Annotated in this window: 15 protein-coding genes; 12 read left to right on the forward strand and 3 right to left on the reverse strand. The window is 66.9% G+C overall.

Features of this window, described 5'->3' with window-relative positions; translation table 11 throughout:
• Positions 1-44 precede the first annotated feature (44 nt).
• Entirely contained in the window at positions 45-2,456 is a 2,412-nt protein-coding gene (locus DYQ94_RS04685) for a TonB-dependent receptor (RefSeq protein ID WP_126966256.1), read from the reverse strand.
• Between the two features lie 801 nt (positions 2,457-3,257).
• Complete coding sequence (locus DYQ94_RS04690) at positions 3,258-4,502, reverse strand: MFS transporter (protein ID WP_126966255.1); 1,245 nt, start codon at positions 4,500-4,502, stop codon at positions 3,258-3,260.
• 452 nt (positions 4,503-4,954) lie between these two features.
• Here DYQ94_RS04690 and DYQ94_RS04695 point away from each other — a divergent pair, with 452 nt between their 5' ends.
• Complete coding sequence (locus DYQ94_RS04695) at positions 4,955-5,248, forward strand: FmdB family zinc ribbon protein (protein WP_016904137.1); 294 nt, start codon at positions 4,955-4,957, stop codon at positions 5,246-5,248.
• 84 nt (positions 5,249-5,332) lie between these two features.
• Here the strand turns inward: DYQ94_RS04695 and DYQ94_RS04700 are convergent, their stop codons facing one another.
• Positions 5,333-6,100, reverse strand: a complete 768-nt coding sequence (locus DYQ94_RS04700; RefSeq protein WP_104568106.1) for a DUF3011 domain-containing protein — start codon at positions 6,098-6,100, stop codon at positions 5,333-5,335.
• Between the two features lie 157 nt (positions 6,101-6,257).
• On the opposite strand from DYQ94_RS04700, the gene aspS reads away from it, so the two are divergent.
• The 11 genes from aspS to tolQ all read left to right on the forward strand — a co-directional run bounded on the left by aspS (position 6,258) and on the right by tolQ (position 17,508).
• Positions 6,258-8,024 carry an aspartate--tRNA ligase gene (aspS, locus tag DYQ94_RS04705; protein WP_126966254.1) on the forward strand — a complete coding sequence of 589 codons (1,767 nt, stop codon included), beginning with the start codon at positions 6,258-6,260 and terminating at the stop codon, positions 8,022-8,024.
• Positions 8,025-8,421: 397 nt separating this feature from the next.
• A complete protein-coding gene (locus tag DYQ94_RS04710; RefSeq protein ID WP_126966252.1) occupies positions 8,422-8,949 on the forward strand; it encodes a GNAT family N-acetyltransferase in 528 nt (175 codons plus the stop codon).
• A gap of 235 nt (positions 8,950-9,184) precedes the next feature.
• Positions 9,185-9,862, forward strand: coding sequence for an alpha/beta fold hydrolase (locus tag DYQ94_RS04715; RefSeq protein ID WP_425519006.1), 678 nt, complete (start codon positions 9,185-9,187; stop codon positions 9,860-9,862).
• Positions 9,863-9,937: 75 nt separating this feature from the next.
• Positions 9,938-10,666, forward strand: a complete 729-nt coding sequence (locus DYQ94_RS04720) for a YebC/PmpR family DNA-binding transcriptional regulator (protein WP_024940614.1) — start codon at positions 9,938-9,940, stop codon at positions 10,664-10,666.
• A 112-nt stretch (positions 10,667-10,778) separates the two neighbouring features.
• On the forward strand, positions 10,779-11,303 hold the full coding sequence (gene ruvC, locus DYQ94_RS04725; protein ID WP_016904120.1) for a crossover junction endodeoxyribonuclease RuvC: 525 nt from the start codon (positions 10,779-10,781) through the stop codon (positions 11,301-11,303).
• A 157-nt stretch (positions 11,304-11,460) separates the two neighbouring features.
• Complete coding sequence (gene ruvA / locus DYQ94_RS04730; RefSeq protein WP_016904121.1) at positions 11,461-12,045, forward strand: Holliday junction branch migration protein RuvA; 585 nt, start codon at positions 11,461-11,463, stop codon at positions 12,043-12,045.
• 52 nt (positions 12,046-12,097) lie between these two features.
• Positions 12,098-14,005, forward strand: a complete 1,908-nt coding sequence (locus DYQ94_RS04735; protein WP_039514603.1) for a potassium transporter Kup — start codon at positions 12,098-12,100, stop codon at positions 14,003-14,005.
• 2 nt (positions 14,006-14,007) lie between these two features.
• Positions 14,008-15,126 (forward strand): SMI1/KNR4 family protein, encoded by a 1,119-nt coding sequence (locus DYQ94_RS04740; protein WP_104542740.1) that lies wholly within the window; start codon positions 14,008-14,010, stop codon positions 15,124-15,126.
• A gap of 39 nt (positions 15,127-15,165) precedes the next feature.
• On the forward strand, positions 15,166-16,206 hold the full coding sequence (gene ruvB, locus DYQ94_RS04745) for a Holliday junction branch migration DNA helicase RuvB (RefSeq protein ID WP_126966251.1): 1,041 nt from the start codon (positions 15,166-15,168) through the stop codon (positions 16,204-16,206).
• Between the two features lie 52 nt (positions 16,207-16,258).
• Positions 16,259-16,717 (forward strand): tol-pal system-associated acyl-CoA thioesterase, encoded by a 459-nt coding sequence (ybgC, locus tag DYQ94_RS04750; protein ID WP_024939950.1) that lies wholly within the window; start codon positions 16,259-16,261, stop codon positions 16,715-16,717.
• 11 nt (positions 16,718-16,728) lie between these two features.
• Positions 16,729-17,508, forward strand: a complete 780-nt coding sequence (tolQ, locus tag DYQ94_RS04755) for a protein TolQ (RefSeq protein WP_016904125.1) — start codon at positions 16,729-16,731, stop codon at positions 17,506-17,508.
• Positions 17,509-17,517: the final 9 nt, after the last annotated feature.

Here is a 17,517-nt window from a genome sequence, read left to right on the forward strand (position 1 = left end):
ATCGCAAAGCCTATCCCGCGCAGCTCGGCCATACGCCGCCGACGTTAGAGATCCAGCGTCAACGTCAGCCCGACCGTGCGTGGCGCGGCGATAAAGGCGCTGTCGCTGCCGTCCACGCCTTCCAGGTAGCGTTTGTCGGTGAGGTTGCTGACGTTGAGCGCCAGCTGCAGGCCCTTGAGCTGCGACGACAGCTGCGACAGTTCCACCCCGAGGTTGGCATCGAAGGTGGTCACGCCATCGAGTGCGGCGCGGTTGGAGGCATCCAGGTAGCGCTTGCCCAGATAGCGCCCGGACACACCGAAGCGCCACGCCTGGCCGCGCCAGTCCGCCGACATCACCAGGGTGTTGCGCGGTTGGCCGATCACCTGCGCGCCCGGGGTGATCTCCAGCGCGGTATCGCGTGCGGCGTCGCCGCTGCCCAGGTAATCGGCCTTGTTGTAGGTGTAGGCACCGTTGATGCGCCAGCCGTTGTCCCAGCCATAGCCCAGTGCCGCTTCCACGCCGCGCGCATGCACGCCGCCGAAGTTCTCGTACACGCCGTCGGTTTCGCCCAGGTAATCGATGCCGGTGACGAAGTTGGCCGGCACATAGACGATGCGGTTGTCGAAGCGGATGTCGTACAGGGTCACGCTGCCGGTCAGCGGCCAGCGGCTGAGGCGCAGGCCGAGTTCGACGTTGTCGGCGGTTTCCGGTTGCACGCGGCTCAGTGCGACCGGGTCGGTCTCGCCGAGCACGCCGGAGGGAATCGCGGCGAAGTTCTGCGAGTAACCGGCAAAGGCTTCCAGGCCCTGCACCGGTGTGGTCCAGGTCAGGCCGGCCGACAGCAGCGGGTCCGAATGCGAATCCGATTCCACATGCTGCGCATCGCCGATGCGGCGGTCGCGGGTCTGGTCGACGAAGAACTGCTTGACGCCCACGCGCCAGGCGAAGGCGCCGTAGCGCATCACGTCCTCGACGTAATACATCTGCTCGTCGGTCTGGTAGTTGTCCTTGAACTGCACCCAGTACGGCTGATGATCGAAGCTGATGTTGGTGCCGACGTTGAGCAGGCGATGCCAGTCGCGGGTGACACTGCGGTCGTAGCGCTCCAGCCAGGCGCCGGCGCGCACGGTGTTGTCGATGGCGCCGAGATCGGCGCGCCATTCCACATCGGCCATCGCGCCGGCGCGGTGGTTGTCGTAGTGGCTGTGCCGATACGACTGCACCGGCACCGAGCCGGCCGGATAGCAGGCCGGGTTGGATTCGGCCGGCACCGCATCGCTGCCGGCGCAACCGGCCAGCATGGTCGCGGCCGCGCCGCCGGGCGTGAGGTAGTACAGCTTGCCCAGGTCGCTGCCGGCGTACACGGTGTTGCCGCCACGCGCTTCGGATTCCGGCGCGCCGGCGCCATCGTTGGTGACATCCACCAGATACGGCGGAATCCAGTCGCCGCGGCCCTGCATGCGATGCGCATAGCCGGTCAGCGTGGTCTTGAAGCCGTTGCCGCCATCGAAGGCGCCGCGCAGATAACCAAAGGTATTCTTGCGCAGCGCACGCGAGCCGGAGCGGTAGTTCTGGTCCAGGTACGGAATGCCGGTGAGCGTGCCGGTCAACAGATCGTGCTCGGGGTCGCGCGCGAACTGCTCGGGCGTCACGCTGGTGTATTCGGATTCGTCGGCATCGTCGTAGGAGGCGTAGCCGCTGAGGGTCCACTTGTCCAGGATGCTGACGAACTTGCCGGCCAGATGATCGCGGCTGGTGTGGCCGCTGCCGTCGATCCAGTCGTCGTTGCGTGCCGACGAGCCGCTCACCCAGGCGCGTGTGCTGCCCCCGAGCAGGCCGGTGTCGTAGCGCGCGTAATACTTGCGCGCCTGGTTGTCGCCGATGCCGCCGATCACGCGCACGCGCTGCTCTTCCAGCGGCTCGCCGGTGAGATAGTTCAAGGTGCCGCCCAGCGCTTCGTTGGAGCGCGAGGCGATGTCGGCGGTGCCCTGGCTGACTTCCACCGTTTCCAGGTCCGGCATGTCGATGAAACGGTTGGCCTTGGAGCCGCCGCCATACGCCGAACCGCCATTGGGCACGCCATCGATGGTGGTGCCGATCTGCTGGGTATCGCGATTGCTGACAAAGCCGCGCATGCTGATCTGGGTGCCCCAATCCGACGAGCCGAAGGCATCGGCCTCGGTGACCACCACGCCGGGCAGTTCGTTGAGCGCATCGTTGACGCTGCCGAGCACGAACTGGCGGTCCAGCATTTCCTTGCTGACGTTGGTCTTGGAATACGTCATCGCCTGGCCGACCACCTGCACCTGATCCAGCGTGGACACCTGTTCGCCAGCGCTGCCCGGTTCGGCCGCAGCCGGGCCAGACGCTGCGCCATCAGGGACTTGTTGCGCATAAGCGGGCAGGGTGAGCGGAACCAGCAACAAGGCGAGCGTGGCCGGACGGCGCACGCGCGAGGAGGACGTCGAATCCATTGCAATCCAACAAGCGGGGAGGGTCTGCAAAGACTGCCGCGCTTGCATTGCGTGATGATGACCGCGCTAAAGGTGTGGCCGAGATCACCAGATGGACTTGGGAAGTCCTAACGTCGGGACGATGGCGATTCAGCGCTGTCTGGATGTTTCCGGGCCGCGCTGTTGCAAGACACCCGGAGTTTCGTGTTGCAGCGTTGTCTCCACTTCAAGACAAGCGATTTCGAATCGTCGCGTTGTTGTAGATGCACTCAAGTGCTCAGGTCAAGAGCCTGGTAAGTCGAGTGCGCGGTGCCCTCACCACTTGCAGGACACGCCGTGAATCCGTCCATGGAGGCTCCTTGGCGGCATCCATGCCGCCAAGGGTCCCGCAACCGGTAAGGACACCGCACCAGACATTTGGTCGGTGGCCGCGTGAAAAGCCGCTTGTCGAAACGTGTGTCGGGTTTCGAGCGGCACACCACTATCGAGCAACGCGCATCACGCACTGCTCTTAACCATGCACGCCGACCACCTTGACTGGTCCTTGTCCGCTCACCATCGCGGGACCTTACGCGGCATGGATGCCGCGTAAGAGCCTACAAGGACGTACTTGCGGCGTGTCCCGCGACGGGGGGCGGGCAAGGGCCTTGCAGCCAGGCCGCAGATCAACCGCTTGACAACTGATCCATCCAAAAAGTCGTCCACCAGCTGCTTCGCCTTGCGGCGCCCCTCGCAATGGTGGGCGGGCAAAGGGGCCTCTGCAGCAACGCCGCATATCGCCTGATCAGCAGCGCAGCGACCGACGACAGCGAAACAGGTGTATCAGCCGCCCTTGGTGTGCGGCGCCGCTTCGGCCTGTTGTGTTTCCGGCATCAACTCCAGCGCCGATGGCGTGGTGCGCAACATCGGGCGGAAGGAGATTGGATGGGTGCGGCGGCGCGTGAAGCGCAGCAAGCGGGTCAGGGTAAATCCGGACAGCGCCAACAGCATCGCCGCGAAATACACCGGCAGTGCCGCAGGTCCGAATTTCTGCATTGCGCCACCGGCCAGGGCCGGACCGATCGCTGCGCCCACGCCATGCACCAGCAGCAGGCTGCTGCAGCCGGAGAGCAGATCTTCGCGCGGCAGGTAATCGAGCATGTGCGCCACCGCAAACGGATACAGCGAGAACGCCAGCCCGCCGTACACGAAGAACAGCACGAACAGCAGGTTTGCCTGTGCCTGCACCATCGGCACCGCGGCGGCGATCGCAATGCCGGCTGCCAGCACGCTGATCGTGACCAGGCCGATGCGCCGGTCATGGCCATCGCTGATGCGCCCGATCGGCCACTGCAACACCGCGCCGCCGACGATGGCGGTGAGCATGAACATCGCCACGCCATCGGCATCCAGCCCGATGCGGTTGGCGTACACCGGCAACAAGCCCCAGAACGCCCCCATCGCCAGGCCCGACAGTCCCGCGCCGATGGTCGCCACCGGCGCCAACGCATACAGCGTTTTCAGGCGCAGCCGCGAGACGTGCGGCACTTCGGGCGGAATCAGGCGCGTGGCCATCACCGGCATCACCGCCGCACAGATCAGGATCGCCGTCAGCGTGAACATCGCCGGTGCGCTCGCATCGCCTGCGGTGAGCAGGATCTGGCCCAGCGCCAACGCCGACAGGTTGATCGCCATGTACACCGAGAACACCCGGCTGCGCCGACGCGCGTCCGGCTCGGCGTTGAGCCAGCTCTCGATCACCGTGTACAGGCCGACCAGTGCCGCGCCGGTGACCAGGCGCAGCAGGCCCCAGCCCCAGGCGTTCAACCAGATCGGATGCAGCAACACGGCAATCGCCGCCAGCGCCGCGTAAAAGGCGAATGCGCGGATATGCCCGATACGCCGAATCAGCGGCGGTGCGAAAAAGGTGCCGAGAAAGAAGCCGGCGAAATACCCGGACATGATCAGGCCCAGCGCACGCGCATCGAAACCGGCCTGGCCACCGCGCACGGCAAGCAAGGTGCCGAGCAGCCCGCTGCCGGTTAGCAACAGGGCAACGCCCAGCAATAAGGCAGTCAGCCGCAACATGGATGCGGTCCTCGTGGGGGGAGAGGCGCGTCGATCACGTGTTCGAGTGTAGCAGCCCGGATTGTGCGGCTTGATCGAAACGACCTGGCTCAGTGGCTCTCGATAGCGGCCGGTGTGAGGTCAGGCCGATGCAAAGCGTGAGTTTGTGGCGTGCGGGATGGTCGCCTCATCTCTCTGCGCGGTTCGCGAGATCACGCCGATTTGATGACTGCTCGATGCGTAGGCTGCTACCTTCGATACGCGCGCGACCCTCCGACCTCGTGTTTCTGCCGATTGGAACGGCGATGTCGAGCGAGCGCACCTGGCGCGCAAGCGCCACCCAGCCACCATCGATCGATGTCTCTCACCCGCAAGATGTTCGCGCGCGTGCAGGGTCGCAGACGGCCCACTGCACCTGCCTGCCCGCATCCGTCTAGAATCTGCGCCCCGCATCGTCTTCAGCTGATCCTGCCATGCCCATCTACGGTTTCCAGTGCACCACCTGCGGTCACGCCTTCGACCGCCTGCAGAAGATGGCCGACCCCGATCCGCAGACCTGTCCGGCCTGCGCGGCGGCTACGATCAAGCGCCAGATCACCGCGCCCTCGTTCCGTCTGTCCGGCAGCGGTTGGTACGAGACCGACTTCAAGTCGGCGGGCGAGAAGAAGAAAAACCTCACCGAAAGCAGCAGCGCCGGCGGCGATGCCAAGCCGGCGGCCGCCGCCGAGAGCAAGCCTGCTGCCAAGCCCGCGGCCGACCCCGCCTGAGCCGGACCAGCGCGCCGCAGCCGCTGGCAGGGCGGACGTCCCAACCCCTGGACCCAGCCGCGCGCGGCGCGCCTGTTCGCTGCTTCAACGCGCCTCGAAGCGTGCCCGGCAACCATCGTTGACCCACACCGTCGCACGGCGCTCGTCGTACCCCCAGCTGCGGCCTTCTTCGCAACGGGTGTCGGACAGCTGGCGGGTCAGCACCGGGCGGCCATAGCGGCCATCCCAGCCGCAGGTACGCAGGCGGCGGTCGTCGCTGGCGCAGGTGATGGCGTAATCGTTGCGCGGGCGGTCGTCGCGGCCACCGTAGCCGCCGTCACCCCGGTCCCAGCCGCCGCCGCGTGCCTGTGCAAACTCGCCCCGGCAGCCGTCGTCCACCCAGATCCGGCCCCCGTCCTGGCGCCAGTTGCGGCCTTCCACGCAGGGCGTATTGGACAGCTGGCGCACCAGCATGGCGCGGCGCCAGCCGGTGTCGCAGATCTTCTGGCGCTGGTCGTTGCTCTCGCAGCGGACCGTGCCGGCCACCCCGCCGCCGGGTCCACCGTTGCCGCCCCAGCCGCCGCCGTTGCGGCCATCGACAAAGCGCGCGCGGCAGCCGTTGTCGACCCAGACGCGGCCGCGCTCGCTGCCCCAGTTGCGGCCTTCGATGCAGCGCGTGCCTGAGATGTTTTCGACCAGTACCGCGCGGCCGCGGAACGGCGTATCGCACTCGCGGCGACGGTTGTCGTTGCTGGAGCAGGTGATGCTGGGGCCGTTCCAGCCGCGGTCCTGCGCAGCGGCAGGCGCGCTGGTCAGCAGGCCGGTCAGGGTGATCAGGCCGAAGCCGGAGAGCAGCAGGGCGGTGCGCAGCATCGTGGCGTCCTTGGTGCGGAAGGGTCTGGCGCCTATTCAGCCGGGCACTGACTTAAGCGGCCATGAGCGCCAGCAGATTTGCTCCTGCCGCCCGCCGGCCCCAGAATATCCGGCTCTCCGGCGCTGTCCTGTGTCGGGTTTTTCAGCGGAGCTTTCGATGCGTACCCACTTCTGCGGCCTGGTCGACGAGACCTTGATCGGCCAAACCGTCACTCTCGCCGGCTGGACCGACGTGGCCCGCAACCTGGGCGGGGTGTGCTTCATCGACCTGCGCGACCACGAAGGCATCGTGCAGGTGACGGTCGAACCGGTCGCAGGCGACGACGCCAGCGCCGAGCTGTTCAAGGTGGCCGCTAGCCTTGGCTACGAGGACGTGCTGCAGGTCGAAGGTGTGGTGCGTGCGCGGCACGCGGTCAACGACAAGCTGCGCACCGGCAAGGTGGAAGTGATCGCCACCCGCATCAGCATCCTCAACAAGGCCGCGCCGCTGCCGTTCCACGCGCACGAGAACCCGGGCGAGGAGACGCGCCTGAAGTACCGCTATCTGGACCTGCGCCGTCCGGAAATGCAGCGCATGCAGCGCACCCGCATCAAGCTGGTGCAGGCGCTGCGCCGGCACCTGGACGCACGCGATTTCCAGGACATCGAAACCCCGATCCTGACCAAGGCCACCCCGGAAGGCGCGCGCGACTTCCTGGTGCCGGCGCGCATGCATCCGGGCGAGTTCTACGCCTTGCCGCAGAGCCCGCAGCTGTTCAAGCAGATCCTGATGGTGGCCGGCTTCGACCGCTACTACCAGATCGCGCGTTGCTTCCGCGACGAAGCGCTGCGCGCCGACCGCCAGCTGGAATTCACCCAGCTCGACATGGAATTCGCCTTCGTGCGCGAGCGCGACGTGCAGGATTTCGTCGAAGACATGATCCGTGCCATCTTCGCCGAAGTGGTGGACGTCGAACTGGCCGCGCAGTTCCCGCGCATGACCTGGGCCGAGGCGATGCGTCGCTATGGCTCGGACAAGCCGGACCTGCGCATCGCGCTGGAACTGGTCGACGTGGCCGAACTGGTCAAGAGCAGCGAGTTCCCGGTGTTCACCGCCGCCGCCAACGATGCCGACGGCCGCGTGGCCGCGCTGCGCATCCCCGGTGGCGCCACGCTGTCGCGCAAGCAGATCGACGAATACGCCGCCCATGCCGCCAAGTACGGCGCCAAGGGCCTGGCCTACGTCAAGCTGTCGGAGAGCGGCGAAGTCAGCTCGCCGATCGCCAAGTTCTTCGACGAGCAGGCCTTCGCTGCGCTGCTCAAGCACGTCGGGGCCGGCAACGGCGACATCGTGTTCTTCGGTGCCGGCGGCTACAACAAGGTGTCCGACTTCATGGGCGCGCTGCGTTTGAAGGCCGGCAAGGATTTCAACCTGATCGCCGATGGCTGGGCGCCGCTGTGGGTCACCGATTTCCCGATGTTCGAGTGGGACGAGGAGGCGCAGCGCTACGTGGCCCTGCATCACCCCTTCACCGCGCCGGCGGTGGACGACATCGCCGACCTGCGCGCCAATGCCCGCACGGCGGTGTCGCGCGGTTACGACATGGTGCTCAACGGCAACGAAATCGGCGGCGGCTCGATCCGTATCCACCGCCCGGACATGCAGAGCGCGGTGTTCGAGCTGCTCGGCATCGGCGCCGAGGAAGCGCGCGCCAAGTTCGGCTTCCTGCTGGATGCGCTCAACTACGGCGCACCGCCGCACGGCGGCATCGCCTTCGGCATCGACCGCATCGCGGCGCTGATGGCAGGCACCGATTCCATCCGCGACGTCATCCCGTTCCCCAAGACCACCGGCGCACAGGACCTGATGACCGACGCCCCGTCGCCGATCGCCGCCGATCAGCTGGCCGAAGTGCACGTGCAGGTACGCCCCAAGCAGGTCTGACCTGCCACCCACGGCCACCCCAGCGTGGCCGTGCAGCCGATACGCTGCGCCGCGCAGCGTGTCGCGTGCAGGGATGCCGCGGGCGCATCGCGCCCCCGCCCAACGATCGATGCCCGCATCTGCGGCCGCGACTGCCGCAGCCGCGACGCAGGGCCTTGCTCCGCGCTCGCCCTCAACAACGCACTGCGCGCAGTCCACACCCGCGCCGGCCCGCAAACGCGGATCGGATCGCAGATGCTCTTCCGATTCCCGATTCCCGATTCCCGATTCCCGATTCCCGAATCCCGAATCCCGAATCCCGAATCCCGAATCCCGAATCCCGAATCCCGAATCCCCGCTTGCGACCCCACCACCGCATGCGCGAAGCTGCCACGTCCACCCGGCAAGAGACGCCCGCATGACCCGCATCCGCCGCGCCACACCGGACGATGCCGAAGCCTTGTCGCTGCTGGCTGCGCAGACCTTTACCGAAACCTTCGGGCATCTCTACCCGCAGGAGGATCTGCACGGCTTCCTGCAGGAGACCTATGCGGTCGAGCGCGCGCGCATCGTGCTGGCGCATCCGGACTATGCGATCTGGCTGCTGGAGATGGACAACCTGCTGGTCGGCCACGCTGCCGCCGGCCCCTGCGGGCTGCCGCACCAGGACGTGCGTCCCGGCGACGGTGAGCTCAAGCGGCTGTATCTGTTGAAGGACTACCAGAACAGCGGTTGGGGCAGCCGCCTGTTCGAGACCACGCTGGACTGGCTGGAGCGCGACGGCCCGTGCACGCTGTGGATCGGCGTGTGGTCGGAGAATTTCGGCGCGCAGCGCTTCTACGCCCGCTACGGGTTCGAAAAGGTCGGCGAATACGATTTCCCGGTCGGCAAGATCCTCGACCGCGAATTCATCCTGCGCCGCACCCCGCGCATTGCGGCCGATTGAACGGCGCGCCGATGTCCGGCTGGCGCGGCGTGCGACCACGGTTGCCCGCGCCCGGCCACGCTGAGTGCCACCGGCACCATCCCCACCTCGGTCGCCTGCAGGCCAGCACGCGCATCGGTTGCCGGTCTGCCGGCCCGGCGCGGGTGGCGTTGATTCGCGCGCACCTGACTCACTGCAGATCCGGCACGCCGTCGCGCTCACCTGAAGCCGGCGCCAAGTCGCGGTCATGACCTCCGTGTCCGGCGCATCCTCGTTCATCCCGGGTCACTCCCAACGCATCCTGCGTGAGCGGGCGAGCGCCGCGACCGCCGACGTGCTGCTGGTGCACGGCATCTGGAACACCGCGCACTGGCTGTTGCCGCTCGCGCGCCGGCTGCGTGCCGAGGGCCTGGCGCCGGCGCTGTTCGGCTACGCCAGTGTGCTCGGCGGACCCGAACGCGCCGTGCCACGGCTGATCGAACGCCTGCAGGCGACCGGCGCGCAATTGCTGGTCTGCCACAGCCTGGGCGGCCTGGTCGCGCTGCAGGCCCTGCGCGCCGCGCCCGAATTGCCGGTGCGCCGCGTGGTCTGTCTGGGCTCGCCGTTGTGCGGCAGCGCCGCCGCGCGCGGCCTGGCCCGCCGCGGCGGGCGTTGGGCGCTGGGGCGCAGCGCGGCCTTGCTGCAGCACGGTGTCGTGCAATGGGAGGGCGAGGCGGAGATCGGCCAGATCGCCGGCACTGTCGCGCGCGGGGTGGGGCGATGGCTGGCGCCGCTGGACGGCGGCTCGGACGGCACCGTGGCACTGGCCGAAACCCGCCTGCCCGGGCTGCGCGACCATTGCGTGGTGCAGGCCAGCCACAGCGGCCTGTTGCGCTCGCCCGAGGCCGCGCAGCAGGTACTGCGCTTCCTGCGCCAGGGCCGGTTCCGCCGCTGAACGTCGCCGCCCCGGTGCGGGCGAGCAATCAGGTAAAATCCGCGCCCTGTCATCCAAGCCAGTCTGGAACCACCCATGGGTAGAGGCCCCTCCATCGAAGGCCGCAAGAACGCCTCCGACGCCAAGCGCGGCAAGATGTTCACCAAGATCATTCGCGAGATCAGCGTCGCCGCGCGCGGCGGCGGTGGCGATCCGTCCAACAACCCGCGCCTGCGCGTGGCGGTGGACAAGGGTCTGTCGGCGAACATGTCCAAGGACGTGATCGAGCGCGCCATCAAGAAAGCCACCGGCGAGCTGGAAGGCGTGGAGTACGAGGAAGTGCGCTACGAGGGCTACGCCCCCGGCGGCGTGGCGGTGATCGTGGACTGCCTGACCGACAACCGCGTGCGCGCGGTGGCCGACGTGCGCCATGCCTTCAGCAAGTGCGGCGGCAACATGGGCACCGACGGCTCGGTGGCCTTCATGTTCAAGCGCCTGGGCGTGCTGAGCTTTGCCGCCGGCACCGACGAAGACACCCTCACCGACGCGGCGATCGAAGCCGGCGCCGACGATGTGGTGGTCTACCCGGAAGACGGCGCCATCGACGTGCTGACCGCCCCGGACGCCTTCGCCCAGGTCAAGCAGGCGCTGACCGCCGCCGGCCTGGAGCCGGCACACGCCGAAATCACCTTCCGCGCCGAAAACGACATCGCCGTCGACGGCGACACCGCCGTGCAGGTCCGCAAGCTGCTCGACATGCTCGAAGACCTGGACGATGTCCAGGACGTCTATTCGAACGTCGATCAAGCGGCGCTTGGCGCCTGATGATGGCCGGGATGGCGGGATTCGTTATTCGGGATTCGCAACAGCAATGCGATCGCCGCACTGCAGGTGCGTCACTAATCTCGAATCCCGAATCCCCAATCCCGGCGTTTCGATGACCCGCATCCTGGGCATCGATCCCGGCTCCCAGCGCACCGGGCTCGGCATCATCGACGTCGACGAGAGCGGTCGCAGCCGGCATGTCTATCATGCGCCGCTGGTGCTGCTGGGCGAGGGCGACTTCGCGCAGCGGCTCAAGCGCCTGCTGCACGGGCTGGGCGAGGTGATCGAGACCTACCGGCCGCAGGAAGTGGCGATCGAGAAGGTGTTCATGGGCAAGAGCGCCGATTCCGCGCTCAAGCTCGGCCACGCGCGCGGCGCGGCGATCTGCGCAGTGGTGCTGCGCGATCTGCCGGTGCACGAGTACGCTGCCACCGAGATCAAGCTGGCGCTGGTCGGCAAGGGCGGGGCGGACAAGGTGCAGGTGCAGCACATGGTCGGCATCATGCTCAACCTGAAAGGCAAGCTGCAGGCCGACGCCGCCGACGCACTGGCGGTCGCCATCACTCACGCCCACGTGCGCGCCACCGCGCAGCGCCTGGGCGTCAATACCCAACAGGCCTGGAGCCGCAAGAAATGAGAATCGGGATTCGGGAGTCGGGATTGGGGATTGGCAACGGCAGGTTCGTTCGCGCTGAGCTGATCGGGCTGTACGCGGCCGTTGTCAACGGCCGCGAGGGAACTAACCAATCCCCAATCCCCAATGCCCAATCCCGGCATCTCCTTGGAGGTGCCCAATGATCGGCCGCCTGCGCGGGCTGCTGGCCTACAAGCAGCCGCCGTGGCTGGTGATCGATGTCGGTGGGGTGGGGTATGAGCTGGAGGCGCCGATGAGCACCTTCTACGACCTGCCCGATGTCGGCCGCGACGTGATCCTGTTCACCCACTACGCGCAGAAGGAAGACAGCGTGTCGCTGTACGGTTTCCTGCGCGAAGGCGAGCGCAGGCTGTTCCGCGACGTGCAGAAGGTCACCGGCATCGGCGCCAAGATCGCGCTGGCGGTGCTCTCCGGGGTCAGCGTGGACGAGTTCGCCCGGCTGATCACCAGTGGCGACATCACCGCGCTGACCCGCATCCCCGGCATCGGCAAGAAGACCGCCGAGCGTATGGTGGTGGAGCTGCGCGACCGCGCCGCCGACTTCAGCAGTGGCGCGCCGATCACCGGCCAGCTCGGCCCGGATGCGGTGTCCGAAGCCACGGTGGCCTTGCAGCAACTGGGTTACAAGCCGGCCGAGGCCGCACGCATGGCACGCGAGGCCGGGGCAGAAGGCGACGAAGTCGCCACGGTCATTCGCAAGGCCCTCCAGGCCGCGCTGCGTTAGGCCGCGCCGTCCTCCTCTCCTTCACGCCACTTGGCGATACCCTGCCCACTTCATGTCCCAGACCCCCACTTCCGTAGCTGGCCACGGCCATGCGCCTGCCAATAGCCATATGGCCTTGGTCATCGGCGCCATTGGCGTCGTCTTCGGCGATATCGGTACCAGTCCGCTGTACACCCTCAAGGAGGCGTTCTCGCCGCACTACGGGCTGACCAGCGACCACGACACCGTGCTGGGCGTGCTGTCGCTGGCGTTCTGGGCGCTGATGGTCACGGTGACGCTCAAGTACGTCACCATCATCATGCGCGCCGACAACGAGGGCGAGGGCGGCATCATGGCCTTGATGGCGCTGACCCAGCGCACCCTGCGCAGCGGGTCGCGCTCGGCGTACGTGGTCGGCATTCTCGGCATCTTCGGCGCCTCGCTGTTCTTCGGCGATGGCGTGATCACCCCGGCGATCTCGGTGATGGGCGCGGTCGAAGGCCTGGAAATCGCCGCGCCCAGCCTGCATCCCTTCATCGTGCCGATCACCGTGATCGTGCTGCTGGTGGTATTCATGGTGCAGCGCTTCGGCACCGAAAAGGTCGGCAAGGTGTTCGGCCCGATCACCTGCCTGTGGTTCCTGTCGCTGGGGGCGATCGGCGCCTGGAACATCGTCGACGCACCGGAAGTGATGAAGGCCTTCAATCCCTGGTGGGCGATCCGCTTCTTCATGGAGCACGGCTGGCACGGGGTGTTCATCCTGGGCGCAGTGGTGCTGGCGGTGACCGGCGGTGAAGCGCTGTATGCGGACATGGGCCACTTCGGCGCCAAGCCGATCCGCCATGGCTGGTATTTCTTCGTGTTGCCGATGCTGCTGCTCAACTACCTGGGGCAGGGCGCGCTGGTGCTCAATCACCCCTCCGCACTGAAGAACCCGTTCTTCGAAGCGGTGCCGGGCTGGGCGCTGTATCCGATGATCATCCTGGCCACGCTGGCGGCCGTGATCGCGTCGCAGGCGGTCATCACCGGCGCCTATTCGGTGGCCCGCCAGGCGATGCAGCTGGGCTACATCCCGCGCATGCTGATCAAGCACACCTCGCGCACCACCATCGGCCAGATCTACGTGCCCGGCATCAACTGGCTGCTGATGGTGATGGTGATCGCGCTGGTGCTGATCTTCCGCAGTTCCACTAATCTGGCGGTGGCCTACGGCATCTCGGTGTCGATGACCATGCTGATCGATACCCTGCTGCTGGCGCTGGTGGCGCGCTCGTTGTGGCCGCGCTGGCGCAACTGGGTGCTGCCGCTGTGCGTGGTGTTCTTCTTCATCGAGCTGGCCTTCGTCATCGCCAACGGCGCCAAGCTGTTGCAGGGTGCCTGGTTCCCGCTGGCGCTGGGCATCGTGGTGTTCACTCTGATGCGCACCTGGCGCCGCGGCCGCGCGCTGCTGCGCGAGGAAATCCGCAAGGACGGCATCCGCATCGACAGCTTCCTGCCGGGCCTGATGCTGGCCCCGCCGGCGCGCGTGCCGGGCATGGCGGTGTTCCTCACCGCCGACCCGATGGTGGTGCCGCATGCGCTGATGCACAACCTCAAGCACAACAAGGTGCTGCACGAGCGCAACATCTTCCTCAACGTCGACACCTTGCCGATCCCGTACGCGCCGGCGGACAAGCGCCTGCAAATCGAGTCGATCGGCGACGAGTTCTACCGCGTCTATGTGCGCTTCGGCTTCATGGAAACGCCGGACGTGCCGCTGGCGCTGATGCGTTCCTGTGACCAGGGCGGCATCCATTTCGACCCGATGGACACCACCTTCTTCGCCAGCCGCGAGACCATCGTGGCCAGCGCCAACCGCGGCATGCCGATCTGGCGCGACAAGCTGTTCGCGCTGATGCATCGCAACGCCGCCCCGGCCACCGGCTTCTTCCGCATCCCCGGCAATCGCCTGGTCGAGCTGGGCGCGCAAGTGGAGATCTGAGCATGGCAGCGCTCAAGTGGATGATCTACGGTCGTTCGCCGAGCCTGGCCACCTTCTGGGACGAAGCGCTCAACCTCGGGCGCGTGCCGGCGAGCGAGGCCGCCATCGCAGCGGCGCAGGCGCGGCTCGGTGTACGTCTGCCGGCGTGGCTGCGCAGCCTGTATGCACGCTATGACGGCGGCGCTGTGCAGATGGCGCGTGGCCAGTCGCTTGAGGAACCGGACAACTGGCTCAAGGCCGAATGGCTGATCCCGCGTGCACGCCTGCTTGGCAGTGCAGAATTGTTTTCCTTCGCACAGGTGCGCGCTCGCGAGGACTACCGCGATGACGCATTTGCCGGTCTGGCTGCCGGTAGCGATGACGGCCGCCTGATCGTCATTGCCGCCGATGACCGCACGCCCAGCCGCGCGCTGTGCCTGGACTACTCCGCATCCGATGTTGAGCCCACCGTGGTCTATGTCGACGCAGGCAATAATCGCAGGCTTGCGGAGTTCGCCAACGTGGACGCTCTGCTGTCGCAGTTGGTCGATGTCCACTACTGGTCGCCCGCCTTGCAGGCCAAGCACGATGGGGATGTGGTGCGTTGGCAGCCGCAGCCGCCCGCGTTGACCACGTTCTGGAGCGGTGCCGGGTACTGGAACGACGGCGGGGCCGCTGCGGACGCCTCTGTGTTGGCTGCCACCGAAGCGCGCCTGGGCGTGCGCCTGCCGGCGTTGTTCAAGCAGCTCTACAGTGTCCAGGACGGCGGCGACACCGGCTGGTGCTGGGTGCCGCGGACCCGCTTTCCCTCCGATCTTTACGTGGATTGGGAATGCGTGCTGGTGGATCGGTATCTGTCGCCGCTGGCGAAGATCGGCAGCCTGCTGGATCTGGCCGCTGCCTTCGAAGACCCCGACGACTTCAGCGCGGCGGCCTGCCTGCACGCCGGCCTGGATCGGGTGCTGGTGCTGTCAAGCCATAACATTGACTGTCTGTTGTGCCTGGACTATCGCGCGCGCGGCCCGCAGTGCGAGCCGGACGTGGTGTATTTCGATCGCTGGGAGGGGCTGGTCCCAACCTGGCGCGCGCCCAGCTTCGACGCGTTCTTCAGTGTGCTGCGGCAGGCCGATCTTGATTGCTAGATGCTGCGCCGCCCGCACGCGGCATGCGAAGATGGCGGGATGACCGAACAGCGCATCATCGCCAGCAGTGCCACCCGCGAAGACGATGCCGCCGATGCGAGCATCCGCCCCAAGCGCCTGGCCGATTATCTGGGCCAGCAGCCGGTGCGCGAGCAGATGGAGATCTACATCGAAGCGGCCAAGGCGCGCGGCGAGGCGATGGACCATGTGCTGATCTTCGGCCCGCCCGGTCTGGGCAAGACCACGCTCAGTCATGTCATCGCCAACGAGCTGGGCGTGAACCTGCGCTCGACCTCCGGCCCGGTGATCGAGAAGGCCGGCGATCTGGCTGCGCTGCTGACCAACCTGCAGCCGCACGATGTGCTGTTCATCGACGAGATCCATCGCCTCTCGCCGGTGGTGGAGGAAGTGCTGTATCCGGCGATGGAAGATTTCCAGATCGACATCATGATCGGCGACGGCCCGGCCGCGCGCTCGATCAAGATCGACCTGCCGCCGTTCACCCTGATCGGTGCCACCACCCGTGCCGGCCTGCTGACCGCGCCGCTGCGCGACCGCTTCGGCATCGTGCAGCGGCTGGAGTTCTATTCGCCGCAGGAACTGACCCGCATCGTGATCCGTTCGGCGGCGATCCTGGGCATCGACTGCACGCCCGAGGGCGCGGCCGAGATCGCCCGCCGCGCGCGCGGCACCCCGCGTATCGCCAACCGGCTGCTGCGGCGGGTGCGCGACTTCGCCCAGGTCAAGGCGGCAGGGCATATCGACCTGCCGGTGGCGCAGGCGGCGATGCAGATGCTCAAGGTCGACCCGGAAGGCTTCGACGAGCTCGACCGCCGCATGCTGCGCACCATCGTCGATCATTTCGACGGCGGCCCGGTCGGGGTGGAGTCGCTGGCCGCGTCGCTGTCGGAAGAGCGCGGCACGCTGGAAGACGTGATCGAGCCCTACCTGATCCAGCAGGGCTTTTTGATCCGCACCGCGCGCGGCCGCATGGTCACCACCAAGGCCTATCTGCACCTGGGCCTGAAGCCGCCGCGCGACCGCTCACCGGGCATCGGCGAGCCGGGAGACCTGTTCTGATGACGCTCCGTTCATCGCGCGCCCAGGCCGTCTCGACCAACAATCCGTGCCCATGACCGCCGATTCCCGACTCCCGATTCCCCAATCCCCGCCTGTATTCAGTTGGCCGACACGCGTGTACTGGGAAGATACCGACGCCGGGGGCGTGGTCTACCATGCGCGCTACGTCGCTTTCATGGAACGGGCGCGCACGGAGTGGATGCGCGCACTCGGCTACGGGCAGGAGCGCATGCGCCAGCAGCACGATCTGGTGTTCGCGGTCCGCTCGATGCAACTGGATTTCCTCAAGCCGGCCCGGCTCGACGACGCGCTGTCAGTGTCGGCGGTACTGCTGCGATGCAAACGGGCCAGCCTGCTGTTTGCGCAGTCGGTACGTCGCGAGGGCGAAGTGCTGCTGACCGCCGAGGTGCGCATTGCCGCACTCGGCACCAGCGACTTCCGCCCGCGCGGGATGGACGATGCGCTGTATGACGTGTTGAAAGCTCTAGAAACCCCAGAATCCGATTACTGAGGAACAAACGGATGTCGATTGCATTGCTCCTGGCCCTGCAGGACACGGTAGTGGAAGCACTACCGCAGGACGTTGCCGCCGCTGCGGCACAGACCGCCAGCGTGGCGCACAACAGCAGCATCAACTATGTCGATCTGATTCTGCGGGCGAGTATCCCGGTCAAGATCATCGTGTTGCTGCTGCTGATCGGCTCGTTCATCAGCTGGGTGATCATTTTCCGCAAGGCGCGCGCCTTCAAGCAGGCCAACCGCGAGGCGGACGAGTTCGAAAACCGCTTCTGGTCCGGCGCCGATCTGGCCAAGCTCTACGCGTCGGCCACCGACCGTAACCGCACCGTCGGCGGCCTGGAGTCGATGTTCGAGAGCGGCTTCCGCGAGTTCTCGCGGCTGCGCGACCGCCGCCGGCTGGACGGGCGGGTGCAACTGGAAGGCGCACAGCGCGCCATGCGCACCGCCTTCACCCGTGAAGTCGACCAGCTCGAGCGCAATCTCGAATTGCTGGCCAACATCGGTTCCACCGCGCCGTACGTCGGCCTGGTCGGCACCGTGTTCGGCATCATGGTGACCATGCACGACATGGTCAGCAGCGGCGAGCAGGCCGGTATCGCTGCGGTCGCACCGGGTATTTCCGAAGCGCTGTTTGCCACCGCCATCGGCCTGTTCGTGGCGATTCCGGCGGTGTGGGCCTACAACCGCTTCACCACCCGCGTGGAACGGCTGTCGGTGCGCTACGAGACCTTCGCCGACGAGTTCAGCTCGATCCTGCAGCGCCAGGCCGGCGCGGACGAGTAATGCGCGTGC

Source organism: Xanthomonas sp. LMG 8993 (assembly GCF_009835065.2).
In the GTDB taxonomy this organism is placed as follows: Bacteria; Pseudomonadota; Gammaproteobacteria; order Xanthomonadales; family Xanthomonadaceae; genus Xanthomonas; species Xanthomonas arboricola.